Source organism: Tateyamaria omphalii (assembly GCF_019802125.1).
GTDB classification, from domain to species: Bacteria; Pseudomonadota; Alphaproteobacteria; order Rhodobacterales; family Rhodobacteraceae; genus Tateyamaria; species Tateyamaria omphalii_B.
In genome coordinates this window covers 1038367-1059737 of the sequence record NZ_JAHVHT010000001.1, presented here as the reverse complement: position 1 = coordinate 1059737, position 21371 = coordinate 1038367, and the positions used below count along the sequence as shown (strand labels likewise).

General features: G+C 59.9%; 21 protein-coding genes and 1 pseudogene. 12 read left to right on the top strand and 10 right to left on the bottom strand.

Annotated features, from left to right (window positions below; translation table 11 throughout):
- Window positions 1-137: 137 nt before the first annotated feature.
- Window positions 138-455 (top strand): hypothetical protein, encoded by a 318-nt coding sequence (locus KUV51_RS05255; RefSeq protein ID WP_222520529.1) that lies wholly within the window; start codon window positions 138-140, stop codon window positions 453-455.
- Window positions 455-1501 (top strand): hypothetical protein, encoded by a 1047-nt coding sequence (locus KUV51_RS05250; RefSeq protein ID WP_222520528.1) that lies wholly within the window; start codon window positions 455-457, stop codon window positions 1499-1501. Before KUV51_RS05255 ends, KUV51_RS05250 begins: the two co-directional genes overlap by 1 nt.
- Here the strand turns inward: KUV51_RS05250 and KUV51_RS05245 are convergent.
- Window positions 1498-2913, bottom strand: coding sequence for a PLP-dependent aminotransferase family protein (locus tag KUV51_RS05245; protein ID WP_222520527.1), 1416 nt, complete (start codon window positions 2911-2913; stop codon window positions 1498-1500). The two genes, KUV51_RS05250 and KUV51_RS05245, sit on opposite strands and share 4 nt — an antisense overlap.
- Window positions 2914-3006: 93 nt before the next feature.
- Between KUV51_RS05245 and KUV51_RS05240 the strand changes: the two genes are divergently transcribed.
- Window positions 3007-3240: a DUF1127 domain-containing protein gene (locus tag KUV51_RS05240; RefSeq protein ID WP_261385651.1), complete on the top strand. Its 234-nt coding sequence runs from the start codon at window positions 3007-3009 to the stop codon at window positions 3238-3240.
- A 68-nt stretch (window positions 3241-3308) separates the two neighbouring features.
- Here the strand turns inward: KUV51_RS05240 and KUV51_RS05235 are convergent, their stop codons facing one another.
- Window positions 3309-3746 carry a PaaI family thioesterase gene (locus tag KUV51_RS05235; protein ID WP_222520526.1) on the bottom strand — a complete coding sequence of 146 codons (438 nt, stop codon included), beginning with the start codon at window positions 3744-3746 and terminating at the stop codon, window positions 3309-3311.
- A gap of 48 nt (window positions 3747-3794) precedes the next feature.
- Here KUV51_RS05235 and KUV51_RS05230 point away from each other — a divergent pair.
- Window positions 3795-4589 (top strand): annotated as a pseudogene (locus tag KUV51_RS05230) (enoyl-CoA hydratase); the annotation flags it as partial.
- A gap of 246 nt (window positions 4590-4835) precedes the next feature.
- Here KUV51_RS05230 and KUV51_RS05225 read toward each other — a convergent pair.
- Window positions 4836-4985, bottom strand: coding sequence for a hypothetical protein (locus KUV51_RS05225; protein ID WP_222520524.1), 150 nt, complete (start codon window positions 4983-4985; stop codon window positions 4836-4838).
- A 117-nt stretch (window positions 4986-5102) separates the two neighbouring features.
- On the opposite strand from KUV51_RS05225, the gene trmFO reads away from it, so the two are divergent.
- The 3 genes from trmFO to gluQRS are packed head-to-tail and all read left to right on the top strand — an operon-like array spanning window position 5103 to window position 7967.
- Window positions 5103-6455 carry a methylenetetrahydrofolate--tRNA-(uracil(54)-C(5))-methyltransferase (FADH(2)-oxidizing) TrmFO gene (gene trmFO, locus KUV51_RS05220; protein ID WP_222520523.1) on the top strand — a complete coding sequence of 451 codons (1353 nt, stop codon included), beginning with the start codon at window positions 5103-5105 and terminating at the stop codon, window positions 6453-6455.
- 40 nt (window positions 6456-6495) lie between these two features.
- Entirely contained in the window at window positions 6496-7101 is a 606-nt protein-coding gene (locus tag KUV51_RS05215) for a class I SAM-dependent DNA methyltransferase (protein WP_222520522.1), read from the top strand.
- On the top strand, window positions 7098-7967 hold the full coding sequence (gluQRS, locus tag KUV51_RS05210) for a tRNA glutamyl-Q(34) synthetase GluQRS (RefSeq protein WP_222520521.1): 870 nt from the start codon (window positions 7098-7100) through the stop codon (window positions 7965-7967). The genes KUV51_RS05215 and gluQRS overlap by 4 nt, the downstream gene beginning before the upstream one ends.
- 30 nt (window positions 7968-7997) lie before the next feature.
- On the opposite strand, the gene hisI is transcribed toward gluQRS, so the two are convergent.
- Window positions 7998-8360: a phosphoribosyl-AMP cyclohydrolase gene (gene hisI, locus KUV51_RS05205; RefSeq protein WP_222520520.1), complete on the bottom strand. Its 363-nt coding sequence runs from the start codon at window positions 8358-8360 to the stop codon at window positions 7998-8000.
- A 75-nt stretch (window positions 8361-8435) separates the two neighbouring features.
- Here hisI and KUV51_RS05200 point away from each other — a divergent pair, with 75 nt between their 5' ends.
- Together KUV51_RS05200 and KUV51_RS05195 are read left to right on the top strand one after the other, a co-directional pair.
- On the top strand, window positions 8436-8888 hold the full coding sequence (locus tag KUV51_RS05200; protein WP_222520519.1) for an iron-sulfur cluster assembly scaffold protein: 453 nt from the start codon (window positions 8436-8438) through the stop codon (window positions 8886-8888).
- Between the two features lie 73 nt (window positions 8889-8961).
- Window positions 8962-10356, top strand: coding sequence for a methyl-accepting chemotaxis protein (locus tag KUV51_RS05195; protein ID WP_222520518.1), 1395 nt, complete (start codon window positions 8962-8964; stop codon window positions 10354-10356).
- Window positions 10357-10533: 177 nt separating this feature from the next.
- On the opposite strand, the gene KUV51_RS22105 is transcribed toward KUV51_RS05195, so the two are convergent.
- The 5 genes from KUV51_RS22105 to KUV51_RS05175 all read right to left on the bottom strand — a co-directional run bounded on the left by KUV51_RS22105 (window position 10534) and on the right by KUV51_RS05175 (window position 16337).
- Window positions 10534-10662, bottom strand: a complete 129-nt coding sequence (locus tag KUV51_RS22105; protein ID WP_261385650.1) for a hypothetical protein — start codon at window positions 10660-10662, stop codon at window positions 10534-10536.
- A gap of 100 nt (window positions 10663-10762) precedes the next feature.
- Window positions 10763-12850: an ATP-dependent DNA helicase RecG gene (recG, locus tag KUV51_RS05190; protein WP_222520517.1), complete on the bottom strand. Its 2088-nt coding sequence runs from the start codon at window positions 12848-12850 to the stop codon at window positions 10763-10765.
- Window positions 12847-15096, bottom strand: a complete 2250-nt coding sequence (gene ligA, locus KUV51_RS05185; protein WP_410001057.1) for an NAD-dependent DNA ligase LigA — start codon at window positions 15094-15096, stop codon at window positions 12847-12849. Before ligA ends, recG begins: the two co-directional genes overlap by 4 nt.
- Window positions 15097-15240: 144 nt before the next feature.
- Window positions 15241-15960, bottom strand: coding sequence for a response regulator transcription factor CtrA (gene ctrA / locus KUV51_RS05180; protein WP_222520515.1), 720 nt, complete (start codon window positions 15958-15960; stop codon window positions 15241-15243).
- Window positions 15961-16058: 98 nt separating this feature from the next.
- Window positions 16059-16337 carry a DUF1153 domain-containing protein gene (locus KUV51_RS05175; protein WP_222520514.1) on the bottom strand — a complete coding sequence of 93 codons (279 nt, stop codon included), beginning with the start codon at window positions 16335-16337 and terminating at the stop codon, window positions 16059-16061.
- A gap of 123 nt (window positions 16338-16460) precedes the next feature.
- On the opposite strand from KUV51_RS05175, the gene mnmA reads away from it, so the two are divergent.
- The 3 genes from mnmA to KUV51_RS05160 all read left to right on the top strand — a co-directional run bounded on the left by mnmA (window position 16461) and on the right by KUV51_RS05160 (window position 19002).
- Entirely contained in the window at window positions 16461-17600 is a 1140-nt protein-coding gene (mnmA, locus tag KUV51_RS05170) for a tRNA 2-thiouridine(34) synthase MnmA (protein ID WP_222520513.1), read from the top strand.
- Window positions 17601-17671: 71 nt separating this feature from the next.
- Complete coding sequence (locus KUV51_RS05165) at window positions 17672-18427, top strand: 3-hydroxyacyl-CoA dehydrogenase (protein ID WP_222520512.1); 756 nt, start codon at window positions 17672-17674, stop codon at window positions 18425-18427.
- Window positions 18424-19002, top strand: coding sequence for a sugar O-acetyltransferase (locus KUV51_RS05160; RefSeq protein WP_222520511.1), 579 nt, complete (start codon window positions 18424-18426; stop codon window positions 19000-19002). Before KUV51_RS05165 ends, KUV51_RS05160 begins: the two co-directional genes overlap by 4 nt.
- 428 nt (window positions 19003-19430) lie before the next feature.
- Here the strand turns inward: KUV51_RS05160 and KUV51_RS05155 are convergent, their stop codons facing one another.
- Complete coding sequence (locus tag KUV51_RS05155; RefSeq protein WP_222520510.1) at window positions 19431-21239, bottom strand: ABC-F family ATP-binding cassette domain-containing protein; 1809 nt, start codon at window positions 21237-21239, stop codon at window positions 19431-19433.
- Window positions 21240-21371 lie beyond the last annotated feature (132 nt).

Below are 21371 nucleotides of genomic sequence, written 5' to 3'. Positions count from 1 at the left end.
TCCCTTGAAGGGTGGAAATTCAGATTGCGCGGTTATACAGCAGGGTCAAATCGCGTCAACAGCGTAAGAACGGTTTTTATAAAGCAAAATCATATGCTTGAAAATAAGGTATCATATTACCCCACAGGCGGACAGCCATGCTGACCAGTTTGGCGGCCCCCGCGCTCGCAACTCTGGCTTTGTTGATCGCCGCAAGCGCGATTGGCATCCCGGCCATGCGCAAGCTGATCATCGTCTACGAGGCCAAGCACGAGCTCAAGCATGGCTCGGCAGGTTGGCTGCGCTCGCTACGCGGTTGGTCCATGGTCGCCTTCTGGCTTATGACCACATGGTTCATCGCGACGATCTTTGGCGACTGGGCCGTGAACGGCGATCTCGAAGCCGCCATCGACCGGGGATGGCTCCGGCTGCGCATACTGCTGGAAATTGCCATGGCGATCATGGAGTCCGATTGATGGACGATCTGAGCGCCGCACAATCCGAACTGCAATGCGCCAACTGCGCGGGTCAATGCGTCTACGATCCCGCCCAGCAAGCCTTGGTCTGCACCAGTTGCGCAACACGGTACGGGTTGGAAACCGAAAATGACGACGATGCCGCCCGCGAGTTCGACTTCAACCCGGATGGCCCCGATGTTGACCCACCTGTCATCGAAGAAACCCGCGTACATCACTGCCAGACCTGTGGGGGCGACGTGGTGTTTGTCGGTCAAACTCTTTCGGAACGGTGCGCCTATTGCGATGGACCGGTGGTACTCGCGACCAGCGACACGGGGTATCGGACCAAGGCACTGATTCCTTTCCGCGTGCCGGAACGTGACGCTCAGGTGGCAGCCCTTGATTGGGTGGCACGTCGGTGGGCGGCGCCATCGGACTTGAAATCGGTGGTATCCAAGGCCCGCGTTGCCGGTATCTACGTCCCCTTCTGGACGTTCGACAGTGAAGAGGCGGTGAATTACTGGGCAAAGTACACGGTCAGGCGCAACAAACGGAGTGTGACGCGGCGAACGTCCGGAGCCTTCCGCATCCGGTTTGATGATCTTCTGGTTCCTGCATCAACCCATGTCACGCCACTGATCCGCGACGGCATTCTGCACGATTTCGAACCGCGCCGCCTGCGGCCCTACCGCCCCGGCTACCTCGCAGGATTTGGAGCAGAACGGCATCATCAGTCCGTCACCGAAGGTCTGAAGGGAAATGCGGACGACAAGGATCTGCTGATCCGAAACCGGATCAAAGGGCACGTGAACAAATCGGGCGTGCATGATGTGCGCTACACCACCGACACCACGGGGGTACGATACCGGCGCATCCTGTTGCCCGTTTGGATCCTGCACTACCAATACAATGGCGAGGCGATGAAGGTTGTCGTCTGCGGGATGCAGCGCCGCACCTATGGTGAACGTCCGTTCTCCTGGCCGAAACTGGCCGCCTACGCGGCGGTGCTGTCGGCACTCACCATCGCATTCGGTCTGGCCTGGGGGGCCGGCGGATTGCTCTAGACGCCAATCTGGTCTGGCGGATTGTCCAGCAAGTCACGCAATCGTTCGATGGCCGCCTCGAAGGATTGCAGGCTCACCCCCGCATTGATGGCGATGCGTACGGCATGCGGGGTGCGCGCATCTCGGCAGGCGTAATCCTCCGCCGCACGAATACCGACGCCTTGTTGTGCCGCCGCCTGCACAAAGGCTCCGGCGCGCCAGCCTTCCGGCAGGTGCAACCATAGAAACGGCACATCCTTGCGCCAGATGATGTCATAGCCCCCAAGCACGTTCACCGCGCGCTGCACATATGTGCCGATCCCCTTGCGCGCATCGGCCATCAAGCCCGGCAGATCACGGTGCACAAGCAGCGACGCAAACAGGTCCGTCATTGGGGTGGCGAGGCCGAAAAAAGAGTATTCGGCCGTGCGACGTAAAATGTTCGCCTTGTCCTTCGGGGTAACGGCGATGCCCAGCCTAAGCGACGGCGTGATGGATTTCGAGATCGATGAAATGTACCAAGTACGCTCTGGTACAATCATGCGATAGCTCGGGGCCTGCGCCTGGCCCAACCTGTAACAATCGTCTTCCAGGATCTGCAGATCCTGCCGCTTGGCCACTTCGGCCAACGCTTCCCGCCGCTCAAGCGACGTGAAACCACAGGTCGGATTGTGCACTTCGGGTGAGGTGCAGAACAGTTGGGCATCATGCGCCTTCGCCGCGGCCTCCAATGCCTCCGGGATCACACCATGTGCATCCATTTCGACAGGGATCACATCCGCCCGGAGCAGTTCTGCCGCCCGCCGAAATCCGGGATATGCCAGATCCTCGACAAGGATCGCTGGACGACGCCCCTTGATAAGCGCTTGAAACACCAGCAGAATCGCGTTCTGCCCCCCATTCGCCAGCACGATGTCATCTGGACTGAATGACCCGATGGGGGCGCCCGCGATCCATGCGGCAGCGGCAGTGCGCGCAGGCGCACCGCCAGCGCGGGTCGGGTAGTGCATCATGCCCGAAGGCGGGTCCTGTGCCACCTCGGCCAAGAGCTTGCGGATCAGGGTTGCCTGACCAACATCTGGCAGATGCGGCGAGAACAGATTGACGTTCCAGGTCTGTGCCTGGGAATTGTGCGTGGTGCTATCCACCTCGATCGGGACATCAGCATAAAGCGGCCCCTTTTCATCGGGTTGCGCGACAAACGTTCCTCGCCCGACCTCGGCCAGCAAGGTACCGTCATCGGTCAGTAGTGTATATGCGCGCGCTACGGTGCCCGGTGTGATGCCAAGGCTCCAGGCGAGGTCCCGAACGGGCGGCAGCTTGTCCCCCGGCGTCAAATCGTGGTCCGAGATGCGCTGGCGGATAACCTGCATCACCGCCTTGTATTTCGGCCCTTGTCCATCCAGCAACTCTGGCGACCAAATTGTACCCATTACAATGTTTCCGTAGCGTTATCTGAATTTGCATTGTATCACTTGATCATGGCAATTTTGCCATATTGTGTCAATACAATTTAGGAGATTCCCATGGCACACCACATGCAATCGCCCGCTTCGCACCTGGCTTACCTGACTGCGCAAAACCGCATTCCGGCCGCCTCGGTCTTCGCGCTGCGCGTTGCAGTGCTGCTGTCGAAATGGGCCATGCGCCGCAGAACACGGCTGTCCTTGCGTCACTTGGACCCGCACCTTCTGCGCGACATTGGAGTGACACCCGCCGAGGCTGACTTTGAAGCGCGGCGCGTGTTCTGGCGGATGTGACATCCCCGTGGCATCTGCCAGACCTCTTCCTGCGGCCGGATTCAGGTAGCACCTGATCCGGCCGTTTTTTAGACCGGAATATCAACGCCCTGCGGCGGAATGGCATAGGTCAGGCTGGCGCGGGCGACAGGCTTGTCGTCCCCTTCCGAAAACAAGAGCGCATCCGTGACCGAAAGCTGCTTGCCAAGTTTCAAGAGCCGCCCATGGGCGATCAGATCGACGCCAGCCCTGGGCTTGCGCATGAAGTCAATGGAACAATTCGTGGTCACGGCCAATGCACGCGGCCCGATATGCGCGAGCGTCACCATGTACGCGGTCACATCCGCCAGCCCGAACATCGCGGGACCGGAGATTGTACCGCCCGGGCGCAGGTGCCGATCCGACACAAGAAGACGCAGCACCACGCCGTCTTCCGTCACTTCTTCGACGTGAAACTCCCCCGCGACCTCAAGAAACACCTTTTGCAGAAACGCGTTCATATCGGACGCGGTCATCACAATGGCCATGCTTTCCCTTCCCCTGTCCCTGCCCTAGGGTGAGCCGCAAACAACGCGGAGGGCAAGATGACAATTCTGGAACGTGAGGTCACGGGCGCGGTGGCGCATCTGCGCTTGAACGCGCCGGATCGTTTGAATGCCCTGTCGGACGAGATGATTGCAGAATTGCACGGCGCGCTGGACGATGTGGCCGAGGACAGCGCGGTTCGCGCAGTGATCCTGTCCGGCGCCGGCAAGGCGTTCTGTGCGGGTCACGACCTGAAACAGATGACGGCCGGGCGGCAGACTGCCGATGGTGGGGCCGCCTATTTCAAGGACCTGTTCGACCGCTGTGCGGCCATGATGGCGCGCGTGCAGTCCCTGCCCCAACCAGTGATCGCGCAGGTCCATGGGATCGCAACCGCCGCCGGATGCCAGTTGGTGGCCACCTGTGACCTGGCGGTCGCAGCCCACGGCACACGGTTCGGCGTGAATGGTGTGAACATCGGCCTGTTCTGCTCGACCCCCATGGTGGCGCTCAGCCGCAACATACCGCGCAAGCAGGCGTTCGAAATGTTAACAACCGGTGAATTCATCGAAGCGGATCGGGCCGTTGAGCTGGGCCTCGTTAACCATGCCGTACCGCATGACGCGCTGCACAGCACCGCGCAGGACCTCGCAAACCGCATCGCAGCCAAGCTGGGCAGCGCGGTCAAGATCGGCAAGCAGGCCTTCTATGAACAGCTGCAGATGCCGGTGGCGCAAGCCTATGCTTATACGGGCGAAGTGATGGTCACCAACATGCTGAACCCCGACACGGTCGAAGGCATCGACGCGTTCATCGAAAAACGCCCTCCGGATTGGTCACAATAGACTGCTAAAATCTGATAGGACTTTTGGTTGTTTCCAAATCGTCACCCGACTATTTCCAAATCACCGCTGGCAATTTGGGCGCAAATGAGGCACAAATTAGACACGGTTAACAAACCGATGACGATTTTGGGTCGCCGTGAGCGGAAGGTCCCTCCAGGTCAGCCTCTCTCTGACCGACCATCCCCGCAGCGGCGACCCCAAAACTCCCCGAATTGTGACAGTCTAGATCGGTGGCGCGCGCAAAGCCTATGGCGTGGGCGCGCACATATCCACTTGCAGATCTTGGACCGGATCATCGGGAGAACATGCCTCGCCCGAAATCGGATAGCTGTCGGGGTCCCCGCAAGCCGCAGCAAAGAGAAGGGCCACAAGCATCAGAGCAGTCTTCGCGTTCATCGTCGTTTCTTCCTTGTTCCAATAATACTGCGAAATTAGCAGCACCTTGCATCCCCGCCTTGATCCAGATCAGTTCGCGCCATTGCGTAGACAGGCCGCTTGCCCTACATCCGCGCCATGGCAGAAAAACTTCATATCGTGGGCGGCGGCATGGCCGGCTCCGAGGCCGCGTGGCAGGCCGCAAACATGGGCGTTGAGGTGGTGATCCACGAAATGCGCCCGCAGGTCGGCACCTTTGCGCATGAGACCGGCCTGCTGGGCGAAATGGTCTGCTCGAACTCGTTTCGTTCCGACGACAGCGAGCAAAACGCTGTGGGTCTTCTGCATTGGGAAATGCGGCAGGCGAACGGCCTGATCATGCAGACCGCCGACAAACACCGCCTGCCCGCGGGTGGTGCTCTGGCGGTCGACCGTGATCCGTTCGCCCAATCGGTGACTGATGCCCTAATGGCGCATCCAAATGTGACGGTTGAATATGGTGAGATCACTGACCTGCCGGACAGCGGTCACTGGATTTTTGCCACCGGTCCGCTCACATCCTCCGCCCTGGGCGAGGCCATAGCCACCGAGACCGGGGCCGAAGCGCTGGCCTTTTTCGATGCCATTGCGCCCATCGTCTATTTCGACTCGATCAATATGGAAAAGGCGTGGATGCAGTCCCGCTATGACAAGGGCGAAACCGAGGAAGAACGCACCGCCTATCTGAATTGTCCCATGGACAAAGATCAGTACGAGGCGTTCATCGACGCGCTTTTGGCTGCAGACAAGACCGAGTTTCACGAGGGCGAGACAGCGGGCTACTTCGACGGTTGTCTGCCGATCGAGGTCATGGCAGAACGCGGCCGCGAGACCCTGCGTCATGGCCCGATGAAACCCGTAGGCCTGACCAACCCGCACCAGCCTGACGTCAAACCCTATGCGGTGGTCCAACTGCGGCGGGACAACAAGCTCGGCACGCTCTATAACATCGTCGGCTTTCAAACCAAGATGAAGTACGGCGCGCAAGCTGATGTTTTCAAAACCATTCCCGGCCTTGAAGATGCGCGCTTTGCCCGGCTGGGCGGCATTCACCGCAATACGTTCCTGAATGCACCAACGCTGCTGACCGCCGACATGCGCCTGAAATCGCGGCCCAATATCCGCTTCGCGGGACAGATCACCGGGGTTGAAGGCTATGTGGAATCCGCCGCCATGGGCCTGCTGGCAGGACGCGCCGCTGCGGCCGAGATCCTCGGAGGCACGCTGGACATGCCCCCGAACACCACCGCCATGGGCGCGCTGATCACCCACATCACGGGCGGCGCCGATGCCAAGACGTTCCAGCCAATGAACGTGAATTTCGGCTTGTTCCCCCCGGTCGACGGTCTGCGCGGAGGACGCCGCGGTCGAAAGGACCGCTACAAGGCCTATACCGACCGCGCAAAAGCGGACTGGCGTGCGTGGCTGGCGCCGCAAGCTGCTGCCGCATAAGCACTGGACGGTCACAGTCACAGCCCGCTACTGTCGCTTCATGACCGGATTTCTGGACAAGGCCTACAGGGCGCGCGACGCGGCCTCGACCCGAGAACTCTACGACGATTGGGCCGCAAGCTACGACGCGGAGGTCGGCGAGAACGGCTATGCCACACCGGCCCGCTGTGCCGAAGCCCTTAAAACACATGTCAACGACATGTCGGCGCCTCTTCTCGATTTCGGCTGCGGCACCGGACTGTCGGGTCTCGCTCTGAAACTCGCCGGATTCGAGATCATTGATGGCGTGGATCTGTCCGCGGAAATGCTGGACGGCGCGCGTCGCAAGGGTGTGTATCGTCGGCTGGACAAGATCGAAGCGGGTGGCGCGCTGCCAGACGCGGACTACACCGCGATCGCAGCCATCGGCGTGATCGGCGCAGGAGCGGCCCCGATCGACGTGCTGCACATCTTGATGCGCGCCCTGCCACGGACAGGCAAGCTCGTGTTTTCCTTCAACGATCACGCGCTCGAAGACCCGGCGCACGAGGCTGGCGTCGCGGAGTGGACAGACTGTGGTGCCGCGCGTTTGCTGGTTAAAGAGCATGGGCCGCACCTGCCGGGCATCAACCTCAACTCCAACGTCTACGTGCTTGAAAAGCAATGACCTTCATCACCCGGTTCGCGCCGTCACCTACGGGACCACTGCATCTTGGCCATGCCTATTCCGCCCTGCTGGCGCATGATCTGGCACGTGAGGCCGATGGGGTGTTCCTGTTGCGGATCGAGGATACGGACACAAGCCGGGCGCGCATCGCGTGGGAAGAGCAGATCTACGACGATCTGAACTGGCTCGGCCTGACATGGCAGACACCTGTCCTGCGTCAGTCGGAACATCTGGAGCGCTACAACAAGGTTTTGATGAGTCTGGCCGACAAGGGGCTGATCTATCCATGTTCATGTCGGCGCAGCGACATTCGCGCAGCGTTATCTGCACCACAGGAAGGCGTGACGGCACCGCTTGTCTATCCCGGCCTCTGCCGCGGCCGCCCCATGTCATCGCGCAAACCGGGCGACGCCCTGCGCCTCCACATGGCACGCGCACTGGAGCATCTGGACGCCCCAGCCACACTTATGGAGGTCGGTCCACTGCACTGCGGTTCCCAAGTGGTCAGCATGGATGCGCTCCTCAACAAAACCGGCGACGCGGTGCTGGGACGCAAGGAGATAGAGACGGTGTCTTATGTCCTCGCCGCCGTGATCGACGATGCCGCACAGGAAGTCACGCATGTGATCCGGGGCGCAGACCTGTTTGATACCACACCGCTGCAGGTCGTCCTGCAGAAGTTGCTGGGCTTGCCGACACCGGTTTACCACCATCACCGCCTCATCCGCGACGATGCCGGCAAGCGCCTGGCAAAACGCGATGATGCGAGGGCCATCGCGAAATTTCGGGCTGACGGTGCGACACCTGCGGACATTCGCGAGATGGTTGGGTTGGCGCCAAAGTTCGAGAGAGCCGCGCAGGGGTGACCCGGACAGGGCCACGGCGGCAGAACGCTCTTACGCCATCGGCGCCATCAACTCGACCTCGGACCCATCGGTGACATCCGTGTAAAAACATGTGCGCCGGCCCGTGTGGCAGGCCGCACCGGTTTGTCGGACCAGCACCAAAAGGCAATCGCGGTCACAATCCACGCGCATCGATACCAGCTCCTGCACGTGGCCCGATGTTTCTCCCTTGATCCAGAACGCCTGACGTGACCGAGACCAATAGGTCACCCTGCCCGTTTCCAGAGTTCGCACCACCGCTTCGACGTTCATCCATGCCATCATCAGAACCTCATGGCTCTCAGCGTCTTGCGCGATTGCAGGGATCAGCCCCTGATCGTTGAATTTCAAGCTATTGGGATCAAACGCCGACATGGCAAAACCTTTTGCATCTGGGGTCAGGCCGATTAAGTATGGCCAAAAGCAATGCAACACCAGTGCGGAGGCGACATGCCCGCCGATACGGATCTGATCAAGCTCTATTCAAACCGCATCCTTGGGCTCGCGGCCGATATTCCGCACCACAAGCGGCTGGATGCTCCCGATGCAACGGTCAAGAAACGCTCGCCGCTCTGTGGATCGACCGTCACGGTCGACGTGCAGGTTGAAAACGGTCGGATCACAGGCTTTGGCCAGGATGTCAAAGCCTGTGCATTGGGACAAGCCGCAGCAGCAGTAACCGGCAGTGCGGTGATCGGGCTGACACTTGAGGACGTAAGGAACGGGCGCGAGGCGTTGCGCGCCATGCTCAAATCCAGCGGGCCCGTGCCAGCGGCTCCTTTTGACGGATTTGAGGTGCTGGAACCGGCGCGCGACTACAAGAACCGTCACGCCTCCATCCTGCTCAGCATTGAAGCGACGGCCGAGGCAATGGAACAAGCGATCCAAGCCGACTGCGCGTGAGGCTGCGGCTTAGGAAAGTGTGAACGATTCCCGGCTAGTCCTTTGACATTCCGCATTCGCTGAAGGTTTTGTCATGACGGCTCAGCCCGATTTCCCGGAAATGCCGCATTTGAATGGTTTGGCGCGTTCCGCGTCGACCCTCGGGTACGAGATCGTGGACTTGGCCGGTTTCCTCGACATGATCGAGCGGCAGGCACAGGATCAACGCATAGCTCTCAAGGCGCTGTGCGACAGCGCCGGGGATGTTGAATTGGCGAATGGCGCAGTCGATGCCGTCGCAACTGACTTGGTGCAAAGCGTGGCACGCACCTACGAAGATGTAGGGCACTCGGTCGAGTTGATGCGCGAACTGGGCAGCCGCTCCCGCCAAGTGGCCGCCTGGGTACAGCATTTGTCGGACCGCAGCGAAGCTGTCGGCAAGACACTGGCGGCGGTGACGACCAACAACAGCCAGATCGCCGCCATCGCCATGCAGGTCAACACACTTGCCATCAATGCCAAGATCGAGGCCGCGCGTGCTGGCGACGCGGGTCGCGGCTTTGCCGTGGTTGCGGAGGCCATCAACGAACTGTCGCAAAAGACCAAAGGTGCCGCTGCAGAAATCTCTTCCAACATAGAAACGCTGACACAATGGATCGCGGCGTTGGGAACAGAAGCTGATGACGTGGCAGAGCAGGCCATGGGTGTTATCTCACAAAGTGCTGAAACGGATCGCGCGCTGGGTCGGATGGAGCAATCCGTAAACGAAACAAAGGGTGAAGCCGCACGCATCGCTGCTCATTCCGTGCAGGTGAAGGAAGCCGCCACCGCCTTTGCTCCGAACATGCAAGAGATTGAGCGCAGTATCGCCCAAACCGCCGCGGGCATCATCGAGGCACATGAGCGGATCGAGAGCATGGTCGACACATCCGAGGAAATCGTTCAGTCAACGGCCGCCTTGGGTGGGATGACGGACGATGCACCCCTTATCGACGATGTGCGCAGGCGCGCAGTTTCTGTTGGTGCCGCCTTTGAACACGCCTTGGCACAAGAAGAATTGACCGAGACCTCACTGTTCGATCGTACCTATGTCGCCGTGCCGGACACGCGACCCCTGCAGGTTGTCACATCGTACAATGCAGTGCTGGATCGCATCCTTCCACCGATCCAGGAACCGGCGCTCAGTCTTGATGCCCGGGTTGTGTTTTGCGCCGCTGTTGACATCAACGGCTATCTGCCCACGCACAATACCAAGTTCTCACGCCCACAATCGGACGACGAGGTCTGGAATACCGCACATTGCCGGAACCGCAGGATCTTTGATGACCGGGTGGGATTGAAAGCCGGGCGCAACACCGCACCTTTCCTGCTTCAAGTCTACCGCCGGAACATGGGCGGCGGCACATTCAAGATGATGAAAGACCTTTCGGCACCGATCTTTGTGCATGGACGGCACTGGGGCGGCTTGCGCCTCGCCTACACCTTCTAAAAAAAAGCGCCGCACATCCGGGCGGATGGCGGCGCGAGGAAAGCGTCTCTTGCTTGGGACAGATCCGGGGACCCCGAGGCAAACGGGGGCGTCAACTTCGGCAGGCAGAGCCGACTGACGCGGAAACAGCACCTGGGACGGGCGCGGTATGGGATCAAGCAAGATCGCAGGCAGAACTCAGATCAAAGTCGGCAGATGCAAACCAACCACCAGCATCACGGTCAGGGCCGCAACACCCATTGCATCCTGAAGCAAATTAGCTTCGGCGCGGGTGGCTATGTCCTTGATGTGGCGCAACGTGGTCATGTCAGCGTCTCCGTCTTCGAGTTGCCTCTTTGTTCTCATATTCTTAACCATTGGTAAAGAACTTTTTGAGAACATTTGCGAACTTTTCGGAACAAACAGCCTAACCCACTGAAATCAAACGGATCGCCTCGTCCTGCCTCATGAGCCAGAGCAGCACGCGCGCTGCCTGCCCCCGCGGAGACGAAAGTGTGGGATCATCTGCCAGGAGCTTTCGCGCGTCGGATTGCGCAACGGCCATCAACCCCGCCTGCCGCTCCATGTCAGCCACCTGAAACCGGGGCACGCCGGATTGCGCGGTCCCAATCAGGTCGCCATAGCCGCGCATCTGCAGATCCGTCTCGGCAATACGAAAACCGTCTTCGGTCTCACGCAACACCTCGAGCCGCTTTTGCCCGCTTTCCGAAAGCGGCGCCTGATACAGAAGCAGGCAGGTTGATGCGGCCTCGCCCCGTCCGACACGCCCCCGCAACTGGTGCAGTTGCGCAAGACCAAAGGTCTCTGCCCGCTCGATCACCATGATCGTTGCGTTGGGCACGTTGACACCCACTTCAATCACCGTCGTCGCGACCAGTACACCCGTCTCACCAGCCTGGAACTTCGCCATCGCCGCGTCCTTTTCCGCGGGAGGCATCTGGCCGTGAACAAGTCCGACACGATCGTCTCCGAGTACAGCGCGCAGACGTTTGAACCGCTCCTCGGCAGCGGTCAGGTCCATGACCTCGCTTTCCTCTACCAGCGGGCAGACCCAGTAGCACTGCCGCCCCTCATCCATGGCTGCGCGCAAGCGTGCGACAACTTCATCCATGCGCCCGGTGCTCACCATCGCTGTCTTGATCGGTTTGCGACCGGGCGGTTTTTCGTCCAGCACGGACACATCCATGTCGCCGTATTGTGCAAGGGCCAAAGAGCGTGGGATCGGTGTTGCCGTCATCACCAACACATCGGCGGACCCACCTTTCTTGCCAAGGGCAAGACGTTGACGAACACCGAACCGGTGTTGCTCATCCACGATTGCCAGCCGCAGATCGGCAAAGGTGACGTCAGCTTGAAAAACCGCGTGGGTGCCGACCAGGATTTGAATATCGCCGCGTGCCAGCGCGTCGAGTTTGGCCTGGCGCTCCGCCCCCTTGTCACGGCCTGTCAGAATCTCCAACACGACGCCCGCGTCTTCGGCCAGCGGCTGCAACCCTTCAAGATGCTGTCGCGCCAGTATTTCGGTGGGCGCCATCATAACGCCCTGCCCGCCTGCCTCGACCGCGATCAGCAGTGCCATGAACGCTACGAGCGTCTTACCAGCACCAACATCGCCTTGCAGCAAGCGGTTCATGCGTTCGGGCGCGGCCATGTCTGCGCCGATTTCAAAGATGGCGCGTTCCTGTGCCGCCGTCGGGGCATATGGCAAAGCGGCGCGCACGCGCGCCTGCAATCGCTCGGTTCCAGCCGTCTCTGTTCCCGCAATCCGCCGTTCCGACGCACGCGCCAGAGCCAAGGTCAACTGGTGAGCCATCAATTCATCATACGCAAGACGGGTTCGCGCCGCCGTATCCGGCGACATATCCGCTTGCGACTTTGGACTGTGAACACTGTCCATCGCGGTCCGAAAATCCGGCCAACCCGCTTGCGCAAGCTGCAACGGATCAATCCACTCGGCCATTGTCGGCACGCGCGTCAAAGCCGCTCGTGATGCTTTGAACATGGTTTTCTGCGTGACGCCGGCGGTTAACGGGTAAACCGGCTCAAACGCCGGAATGTCCGACGCATCCGCTTCGGGCAAGATGTGATCCGGATGAACCATGTTGGCAATGCCGTCAAAGAGTTCGACCTTGCCGGAGACGATGCGGACGCTGCCGGTGGGCAAAGCCTTGTTCAGGTAATCACTGCGACCGTGGAAAAAAACCAGTTGAAAGCTGGTTTCGGCATCCTCGACATGGATGCGATATGCGCCGCCACGGTTGCGCGCCGGATAGTGTGCGCCAACCTGCACACGGACCGTAAGCGTCGTAGGAAGCGGCGCGCCCTCGACAGTCTCTCGCAATGCCCGATCGATACCGGTGTGCGGCAGTGTGAACAGCAGGTCGCGCGGCGCTTGAATGCCGAGATGACCAAGGTTTTGCCCCGTCTTGGGTCCGACACCTTCGAGCGTTTCGAGGTCGGCAAAAAGGGGAAACAGGATTTCAGGGCGACTCATGACGCCCCGATCAGGTCCAGCCAGCCATCTTCATCAATGGTCTCGATCCCAAGGTCAGCGGCTTTCTTCGCCTTGGAGCCAGCCCCCGGGCCGGCGACCAGCAAGTCGGTCTTGGCGCTCACCGATCCCGAAACCTTGGCGCCCAAGGCCTCGGCACGCGCTTTTGCTTCGGCCCGCGTCATCTTTTCCAAGGTCCCGGTAAACACGACGGTCTTGCCGGCAACCGGGCTGTCTGCCGCAGCCGGGGCTTCAGTCGTCTCTATTTGCAGATTGGACACAAGCGCCTCGATCGAGCGGCGCTCGGCTTGTTGCTGAAACGTGGTCACAAGCGCAGTCGCAACCGACGCACCAATGCCATCTATGCCGGTCAGATCCGCCCAAGCCGCCTGCGCGTGAGGGTCAACCTCCGCCCACACATTGTCGCGCACGGGCTTGATCCGCGCGCGCCGTCCCTCTTCCGCAGCAGCCTTGCGCTCTGCGGCCTCTGCTGCATCTGCCTGCAAATGACACTCCGCCGCCGGGGCCGCGGCGTCAATCGCCTCGGCAAAGGCGTCCCAAGTCAGGTAGTGCCGCGCGAGATCATTTGCTGCAACTTCACCCACATGACGGATCCCAAGGGCAAAGATCAAACGCCCAAGCGGCACGTCGCGCCTTTCATCAATAGCATCAAAAAGGTTGCCAGCGCTGGTTTCGCCCCAGCCATCGCGGTTCGCGAGTTTGCTCAGGTTCCCAGCATCACGCGCCTTGAGAGAGAAGATGTCCGCCGGGGTTCGGATCGGCAACTGGTCGTCATGGTAGAACATTTCGACCTGCTTTGCCCCCAGTCCTTCTATGTCAAATGCGCCGCGGCTCACGAAGTGCTTGAGCTTTTCGACCGCTTGCGCCGGGCAGATCAAACCACCCGTACAGCGCCGGACTGCATCACCCTCTTCCCGGATCGCGTCAGAACCGCATTCAGGACACTGAGACGGGAATTGAAACGGCAGCGCGTCCGCTGGCCGTTTCGAAAGATCCACATCGGCAACTTTGGGGATAACATCACCGGCGCGATACACCTGTACCCAGTCGCCGACACGAATGTCCTTGCCGTCCCTGATGATGCCGCCCTTATTGTCGCGTCCGGCGATGTAGTCCTCGTTGTGCAGTGTCGCATTCGACACCACCACTCCGCCAACCGTGACGGGACTGAGACGCGCAACGGGGCTGAGCGCACCCGTGCGCCCCACCTGGATGTCGATGGCATCAAGCCGGGTCCACGCCAGCTCGGCAGGAAACTTGTGCGCGACAGCCCAACGCGGCGTCGTCGACCTGAAGCCAAGGCGGCCCTGGAGGGCGAGGTCATTGACCTTGTAAACAACGCCATCAATGTCATAGCCAAGCGTTGCGCGCGCCTGTTCGATCCGTCGATAGTGCGCGACCATCTCTTTGGGCCCGGCACACAGTGTCGTCAGCGGGTTGGTCTGAAACCCGAGCTCAGCCAGTCTTTCGATGGCACCCATCTGTGTATCCGCCAAAGGGTTCGACAATGCGCCCCATGCATAAGCAAAAAATCGCAACGGACGTGCTCGTGTGATGTTTGCATCCAGCTGACGTAAGGATCCAGCGGCGGCGTTGCGCGGATTGGCAAAGGGTTTCTGCCCGGTCTCTTCCTGCCGCGCATTCAGCGCATCGAAGTCTGGATGGGACATGTAGACTTCACCGCGGACCTCAAGCACCTCCGGCGCTCCGGTCAAGGTTTGAGGGACGTCGTCGATGGTCCGCGCATTTGCTGTTACATTTTCGCCAACGGTACCATCGCCGCGAGTGGCAGCCTGAACCAGCGCGCCATTTTCATACCGTAGCGACAGGGAAAGGCCATCAATCTTGGGTTCCGCCGTGTAGCTGAGTTGCGCACCCGCATTCAGACCAAGATACTTTCTGATCCTGGTGTCGAATTCAGCAACATCATCGTCTTCAAAGGCATTGGCAAGCGACAGCATGGACACTGCGTGGGTCACCTTGGAAAAGCCGCTTGCCACCGGTGCACCGACTTGATCGCTTGGGCTGTCATCACGTTTGAGATCGGGAAAGCGCGCCTCGATCTCCGCGTTGCGGCGCTTGAGGCTGTCATAGTCCGCATCGCTGATCTCAGGTGCGTCGTCAGTGTGATAGGCGAGGTTGGCCTTTGCAAGTGCATCGGCCAGGCGCGCAAGTTCTGCTTTCGCCTGTTGTTCCGTCAGCACATTAACTTCGATTGTGTCCGTCACGACGCATCCCCTGTCCGTCATGCGCCAAGAGATAAAAGCCGGGACCGGCACGGTCCAGTCATTGGTCACACAGGAATGGCCACAAAGGCAAAAAGACCGACACGCAATACGTCGCGCCGGTCTTTTCAGAGGGATTTTGCGTCGTTATGCGCCAATCGCTATGGGTCGGTCTTCCGCCGCTTCAACCGGCTCCGGATCACGCAGCACGTAACCGCGGCCCCAGACCGTCTCAATGTAGTTCTGACCACCCGTGGCATTGCTCAACTTCTTGCGCAACTTGCAGATGAAAACATCAATGATCTTCAGCTCCGGCTCGTCCATGCCGCCATACAGATGGTTCAGGAACATCTCTTTCGTCAGCGTGGTGCCCTTGCGCAGGCTAAGCAGCTCCAGCATCTGGTATTCTTTGCCCGTCAGATGCACTGTCTTGTTGTCGACACTGACCGTCTTGGCATCCAGGTTCACCGAAATGTCGCCGGTTTCGATCACCGACTGCGAATGCCCCTTCGAGCGACGGATAATGGCGTGAATGCGCGCCACCAGTTCTTCGCGGTGGAACGGTTTGGTCAGATAGTCGTCGGCACCGAAACCAAATCCCTTGATCTTGTTTTCCGTGTCATCGGCGCCGGACAGAATGAGGATCGGCGTTTCAACACGGGCCAGACGCAGCTGGCGCAGCACCTCGTGACCGTTCATGTCCGGCAGGTCGAGGTCGAGCAGTATGAGGTCGTAGTCATACAGCTTCGCCAGATCGATCCCCTCTTCCCCCAGGTCCGTCGCATAGACGTTCAGGTTGGCATGGGTCAGCATCAGTTCAATGCTTTTGGAGGTTGTCGGGTCGTCTTCTACAAGCAGCACACGCATTTTTCGGTCTCCACACTGGGGGTGTTCGGGTGTTGAACTAAACGTGAACCGAAAAGGTTAACCACACGTTACCCTTGATGCAAACTTATCTTAACAACTTAAAGTTGTCTATATTTTTGTAATGCTGTTGCCTTCAACGCGTCCTCACCGTGCATCGATACGGCGCGCACCCACTCGTGGAACTCGTCTTCGCTCAGCCCGTAGCGTTCAAGCGCTGCCTCTTGTGTGATCAGACCGTAAAGGACACCGCGCACAACGGCTGCCTTGCGCGAGGCCACCCAACGTCGCGTCGTATTCGGGGGCAGGTCCGCCTGGGTCAGCACAGTGCCATCGGGCATTGTCACCGCACGGGGGCCGTTGACTTTCTTCAGATACATTTCACCGCTCGCTCTTCGCTTTTGCGGCACGGTGAACTTTTGCGTTTAATGTGCAGTTAAGCGAGGCCTTGAGACTGTCTCGCATTTTCATATATATGCGCTCAATTCCCTCGGAGATTTGCCATGCTTGACCAGTCCGGTCCGCTCAATTCATTGGGCTTTCCCAAAGCCCCTGCCGACACGCGCGTGGTCGTTGCCATGTCGGGTGGCGTGGACAGTTCGGTTGTGGCTGCTGAACTGAAAAGTCAGGGATATGATGTGGTTGGCGTGACCTTGCAGCTTTATGATCATGGCGCTGCGCTGGCCAAGAAAGGCGCCTGTTGCGCCGGGCGCGACATCCATGATGCGCGCCGCGTGGCGGAGGAAATGGGTTTCCCCCACTACGTGCTGGACTACGAAAACGTCTTTCGCGATGCCGTGATCGATGAATTCGCCGACAGCTATCTGGGCGGCGCGACGCCGGTACCGTGCATTCGCTGCAATGAGCGTGTGAAGTTCAAGGATTTGCTCGAAACCGCCAAGGATCTCGAGGCAGACTGCATGGCCACCGGTCACTATATCCAACGCAAGATGGGGCAACACGGCCCCGAATTGCATGCCGCTGCCGACGCCAACCGCGATCAGAGTTATTTTCTGTTCTCGACCACCTCCGAGCAACTTGACTATTTGCGCTTTCCGCTGGGCCACCTGCCGTCCAAGGACGACACCCGTGCGCTGGCTGCCAAGTACGGGCTGAGCGTGGCAGACAAGCCAGACAGTCAGGACATCTGTTTCGTCCCAAATGGCGATTATGCGTCCGTTATCCGGAAACTGCGGCCCGAAGCTGCTGCCCCGGGCGATATTGTCGACCACAAGGGCCGCGTGCTGGGACAGCACGACGGTGTGATAAACTACACTATCGGGCAACGGCGCGGCCTGGGAATCGGCGGATTGGCGGACCCTCTGTACGTGGTGAAACTGGACGCCGAAAATCGGCAGGTTGTTGTCGGCCCCAAAGAGATGCTGGCGACGCGAACCATACAGGTGCGCGAAGTGAACTGGCTGGGCGATGCGCGATTCGACAGCCGCGACGAATGGCATGTGGCCGTGAAAGTCCGCTCAACCCGCCCACCGACCGACGCCATCATCCGTCCCATCAACGCGACCGAAGCAACGGTCGAATTGGCTGCGGCGGAAGCAGGTGTATCGCCGGGTCAGGCCTGCGTGTTCTACGACCGCGACAGCAGCCGCATCTTCGGCGGCGGGTGGATCCACAAGGGCTAAGCCCACCTTGCCAGCATGCCGGTGATCCGCTTAACTGAACGCACGTTCATATTCGACAGGCGGAGGATCTGATGACACTCAACACAACCATGGCGGTAGTGACCGGCGGCGCATCGGGGCTCGGAGAAGCCACTGCACGTCACTTTGCGGCGCGCGGGGCACAAGTGACCCTTCTGGATCGCGATTCGAATCGCGGACAACAGGTCGCCACAGAGATCGATGGATACTTTGCCGAGACGGATGTAACCGACGACCGCTCTGTCGCGGCGGCCATCGATCTTGCGCGTGCAAAGATGGGCGGTATCAACGCCGCCGTGAATTGCGCAGGGATCGCGCTCGGGATCAAAACGGTGGGCCGGGACGGGCCGCACCCCCTGCCGGCCTTTCAGAAGACCATCGACATCAACCTTGTTGGCAGCTTCAATGTGGTCCGGCTCGCGGCTGCGGCGATGATCGACAATGCGCCGAGCTCAGATGGCGGGCGCGGCGTGATCATCAATACAGCCTCCATCGCCGCATTTGACGGACAGAAGGGCCAGGCGGCCTATGCCGCATCAAAGGGCGGTGTGGTGGGAATGACGCTGCCCATGGCACGCGACCTGGCCTCCTCCGGCATTCGGGTGATGACCATCGCTCCGGGAATTTTCCGAACGCCGATGCTGGCCGGATTGCCCGAGGACGTGCAGACCGCTCTGGCCGCCGATGTCCCCAATCCGCCTCGCTTGGGTGATCCGGATGAATATGCGCGCCTTGCAGCATTCATCATCGAGATGGGATACCTGAACGGCGAAGTGATCCGTCTCGACGGTGCCTTGCGGATGCAATGATGGTCTCTGAACGGCAAAAGATGGAAGCGGGAGACTGGTACAGTTGTCTCGACGACGAACTCGAAGCGCTGCGAATGGTGGCGCTGAATGCCGTTCATGCTCACAACCACCTGCCTCCTTCCGAACGCCGCGCGCTGAGCGCCCCGCTATGCGGCCTGTTTGCTGATCCCGGGACCAATTGCCTGGTAGAGGTCCCCTTTCACTGCTCCTACGGGCGCAACATCCATCTGGGCACCGAGGTTTTTATCAACAGTGGCTGTGTCATCCTCGACAGCGCACCGGTGCATATCGGCCATGGGACAATGATAGGGACCGGCGTGCAGATCCTGTGTGCCGATCACCATCGCGACCCCGCGAAGCGACGTGCAGGGATAGAGATCGCGCGCCCAGTCACCATCGGCGCGAATGTCTGGATCGGCGCGGGCGCCATTGTGATGCCTGGTGTGACAATCGAGGCCGAAGCGATTGTCGGCGCAGGGGCCGTCGTGACCCGCGACGTGTCGCAGGGCGCGACAGTCGTCGGCATTCCGGCAAAACCCGTGCAAGGTGGCGGGCCGCCAACAATCGATCCGTAGCGCAGCACAGTTCTGACGTTGAAGTTTTCACCAGCGTCGTAGGCCGCATGCACCCAGGAATTGGTAGACTCAACTGACCACCGGTTCGCGCAATCACCCGACCATGCAGCAGAAACTGCCCCGGCCTGATGTCAGAATAAGCGCCACCCCGGAGCCATTGGCGTAAAGCCTTTGGGTATAGCCAAATCGAACAACCCAAATGACGTGTGCGGGTTTTGCCTTGCCTTAAGCACCGCGCGCTAAACCGCTGAAATACAATCAAAGTCTCGGAAGTATCTGTCCACCGGCCGTACATCGCAGTGGCGCTAGAGGCACAAATCCCCATTTGGTTGATGAGGTATCGCGCACTTCGTTTCAGAAAGGCCCGATACAGTATATGAGCGGCGATCGTTCCGGAAACGCATTAAATGCGACACCCCGAATGGGTGTCAGGCTTCCGCCTTTTCTTCGAGATGCAACCATTCCTCCTCCGCGGCTTCCAGCTTGGCTTGGCGTTCTACCAACGCTTCGGTCGCCTTTTTGAATTTCACCGGTTCGCGGGAATACAGATCAGGGTCGGACAAGAGTTCTTGCAACTTGGCCATTTCCGCCTCCAGCCGTTCGATCTCGGCAGGAAGGGCTTCGAGCCTGTGCTTCTCGGTGAAAGACAATCCGACCTTGGGAGACTGTTTTGGTTTGGACGCGGGCACCGTTTTCTTAGTTGTCACCTGAACAACGGCGTCTGCCCGAGGGGCGCGCTGGGATTGGTAGTCGCTCCAACCACCCGCATAGACGGTCGCCTTACCATCGCCTTCCATGGCGATCGTGGTCACGGCCACTCGGTCGAGGAAATCGCGGTCGTGGCTGACCAGGAGGACAGTTCCGTCATACTGGCCCAGCAGGTCCTGCAGCAGATCAAGGGTTTCGACATCGAGGTCATTTGTCGGCTCGTCGAGCACCAGCAGGTTCGAGGGTCGCGCCATGATCTTGGCAAGCAGCAGCCGTGCCTTTTCGCCCCCCGACAAGGACCGCACAGGCGAGCGGGCCTGCGCCTCGTCAAACAGAAATTCCTTAAGATATCCAACGACATGCTTGGGCGTACCCCGCACCATCACCTGGTCGGCTTTCCCACTGACGCGCATTTCGGGATCACCGGTCAGGCTGTCCCAAAGGCTGGCATCGGGGTCGAGTTTCGAGCGTGTTTGGTCAAAGACAGCCAGTTCGAGGTTGGTGCCCATGCTGACAGAGCCGGTATCGGGCGCGACCTCTCCGATCAGCATCTTGAGAAGGGTTGTCTTGCCAACGCCATTGGGCCCGACAAAAGCGATGCGGTCGCCGCGCTGGACTTTCAAAGAGAACGGCGAAAGGATCGTCGTTCCATCGAAAGACTTGGAAATTCCCTTTACTTCAAGAACCTTACGCCCCGACTTTGGACCACTTTCCAAGGCCATGGCCGCCGCGCCCTGACGCTTGATCTGTGCTGCGCGTTCGGCCCGCAGATCCTGCAGTGCGCGCACACGGCCCATGTTGCGCTTGCGCCGCGCGCTGATGCCCTCGACAGCCCAACGCGCCTCTGCCTTGATCTTGCGGTTGAGCTTGTGGCGCGCGGTGTCTTCTTCTTCCCATACGGTGTCGCGCCAAGCCTCGAACGCTTCGAATCCCTTCTCCTGTCGCCGCACCATTCCCCTGTCAATCCAGAGGGTTGCGCGGGTAAGCTCACGTAAAAAGGCGCGGTCGTGGGAGATCAGGACGAAGCCCGCGCGCGTGGCCCTCAGCTCGGCTTCGAGCCAGGCGATGGCTTCGATATCCAGGTGGTTGGTGGGCTCGTCCAACAGCATCAGATCGGGGGCTTCGGCCATCAGGCGCGCAAGGGCGGCGCGACGACGCTCGCCGCCCGAAGCCGTCTCGACCGGGCGTGCCGGGTCGAACTTGAGGCCTTCGCCTGCGCGTTCAACCTTGTAGAGATCGGAGGCTTCCAGACCGTGGATGGCAAAATCTCCCAGCGTGGAAAACCCTGTCATGTCAGGGTCTTGCTCCATGTACCCGACGCTCACGCCGGGGCCTGGCACGACCTCTCCGCGGTCCGGTTCTACAAGCCCGCCCATGACTTTCATTAGCGTGGATTTGCCCGAACCATTGCGGCCAACAAGTGCCACACGATCCCCCGGTTGCACCACGAGAGACAGGTTATCAAAGACGGGATCGCCGCCAAAAGTGAGCGAAATATCGGAAAGCTGAAGAAGTGGAACACGCGCCATATCGGGGCAGCTAGTGGGTCAATTCAGGGCCGTCAACCAGGGTGTCACCCCCCGTGCACCATGCGTACCCCCCTGTGCACCCCCAACGCGCGCTCGAGTGTACCTTCGCGCAACAGATCTTCTTCCCTGTTT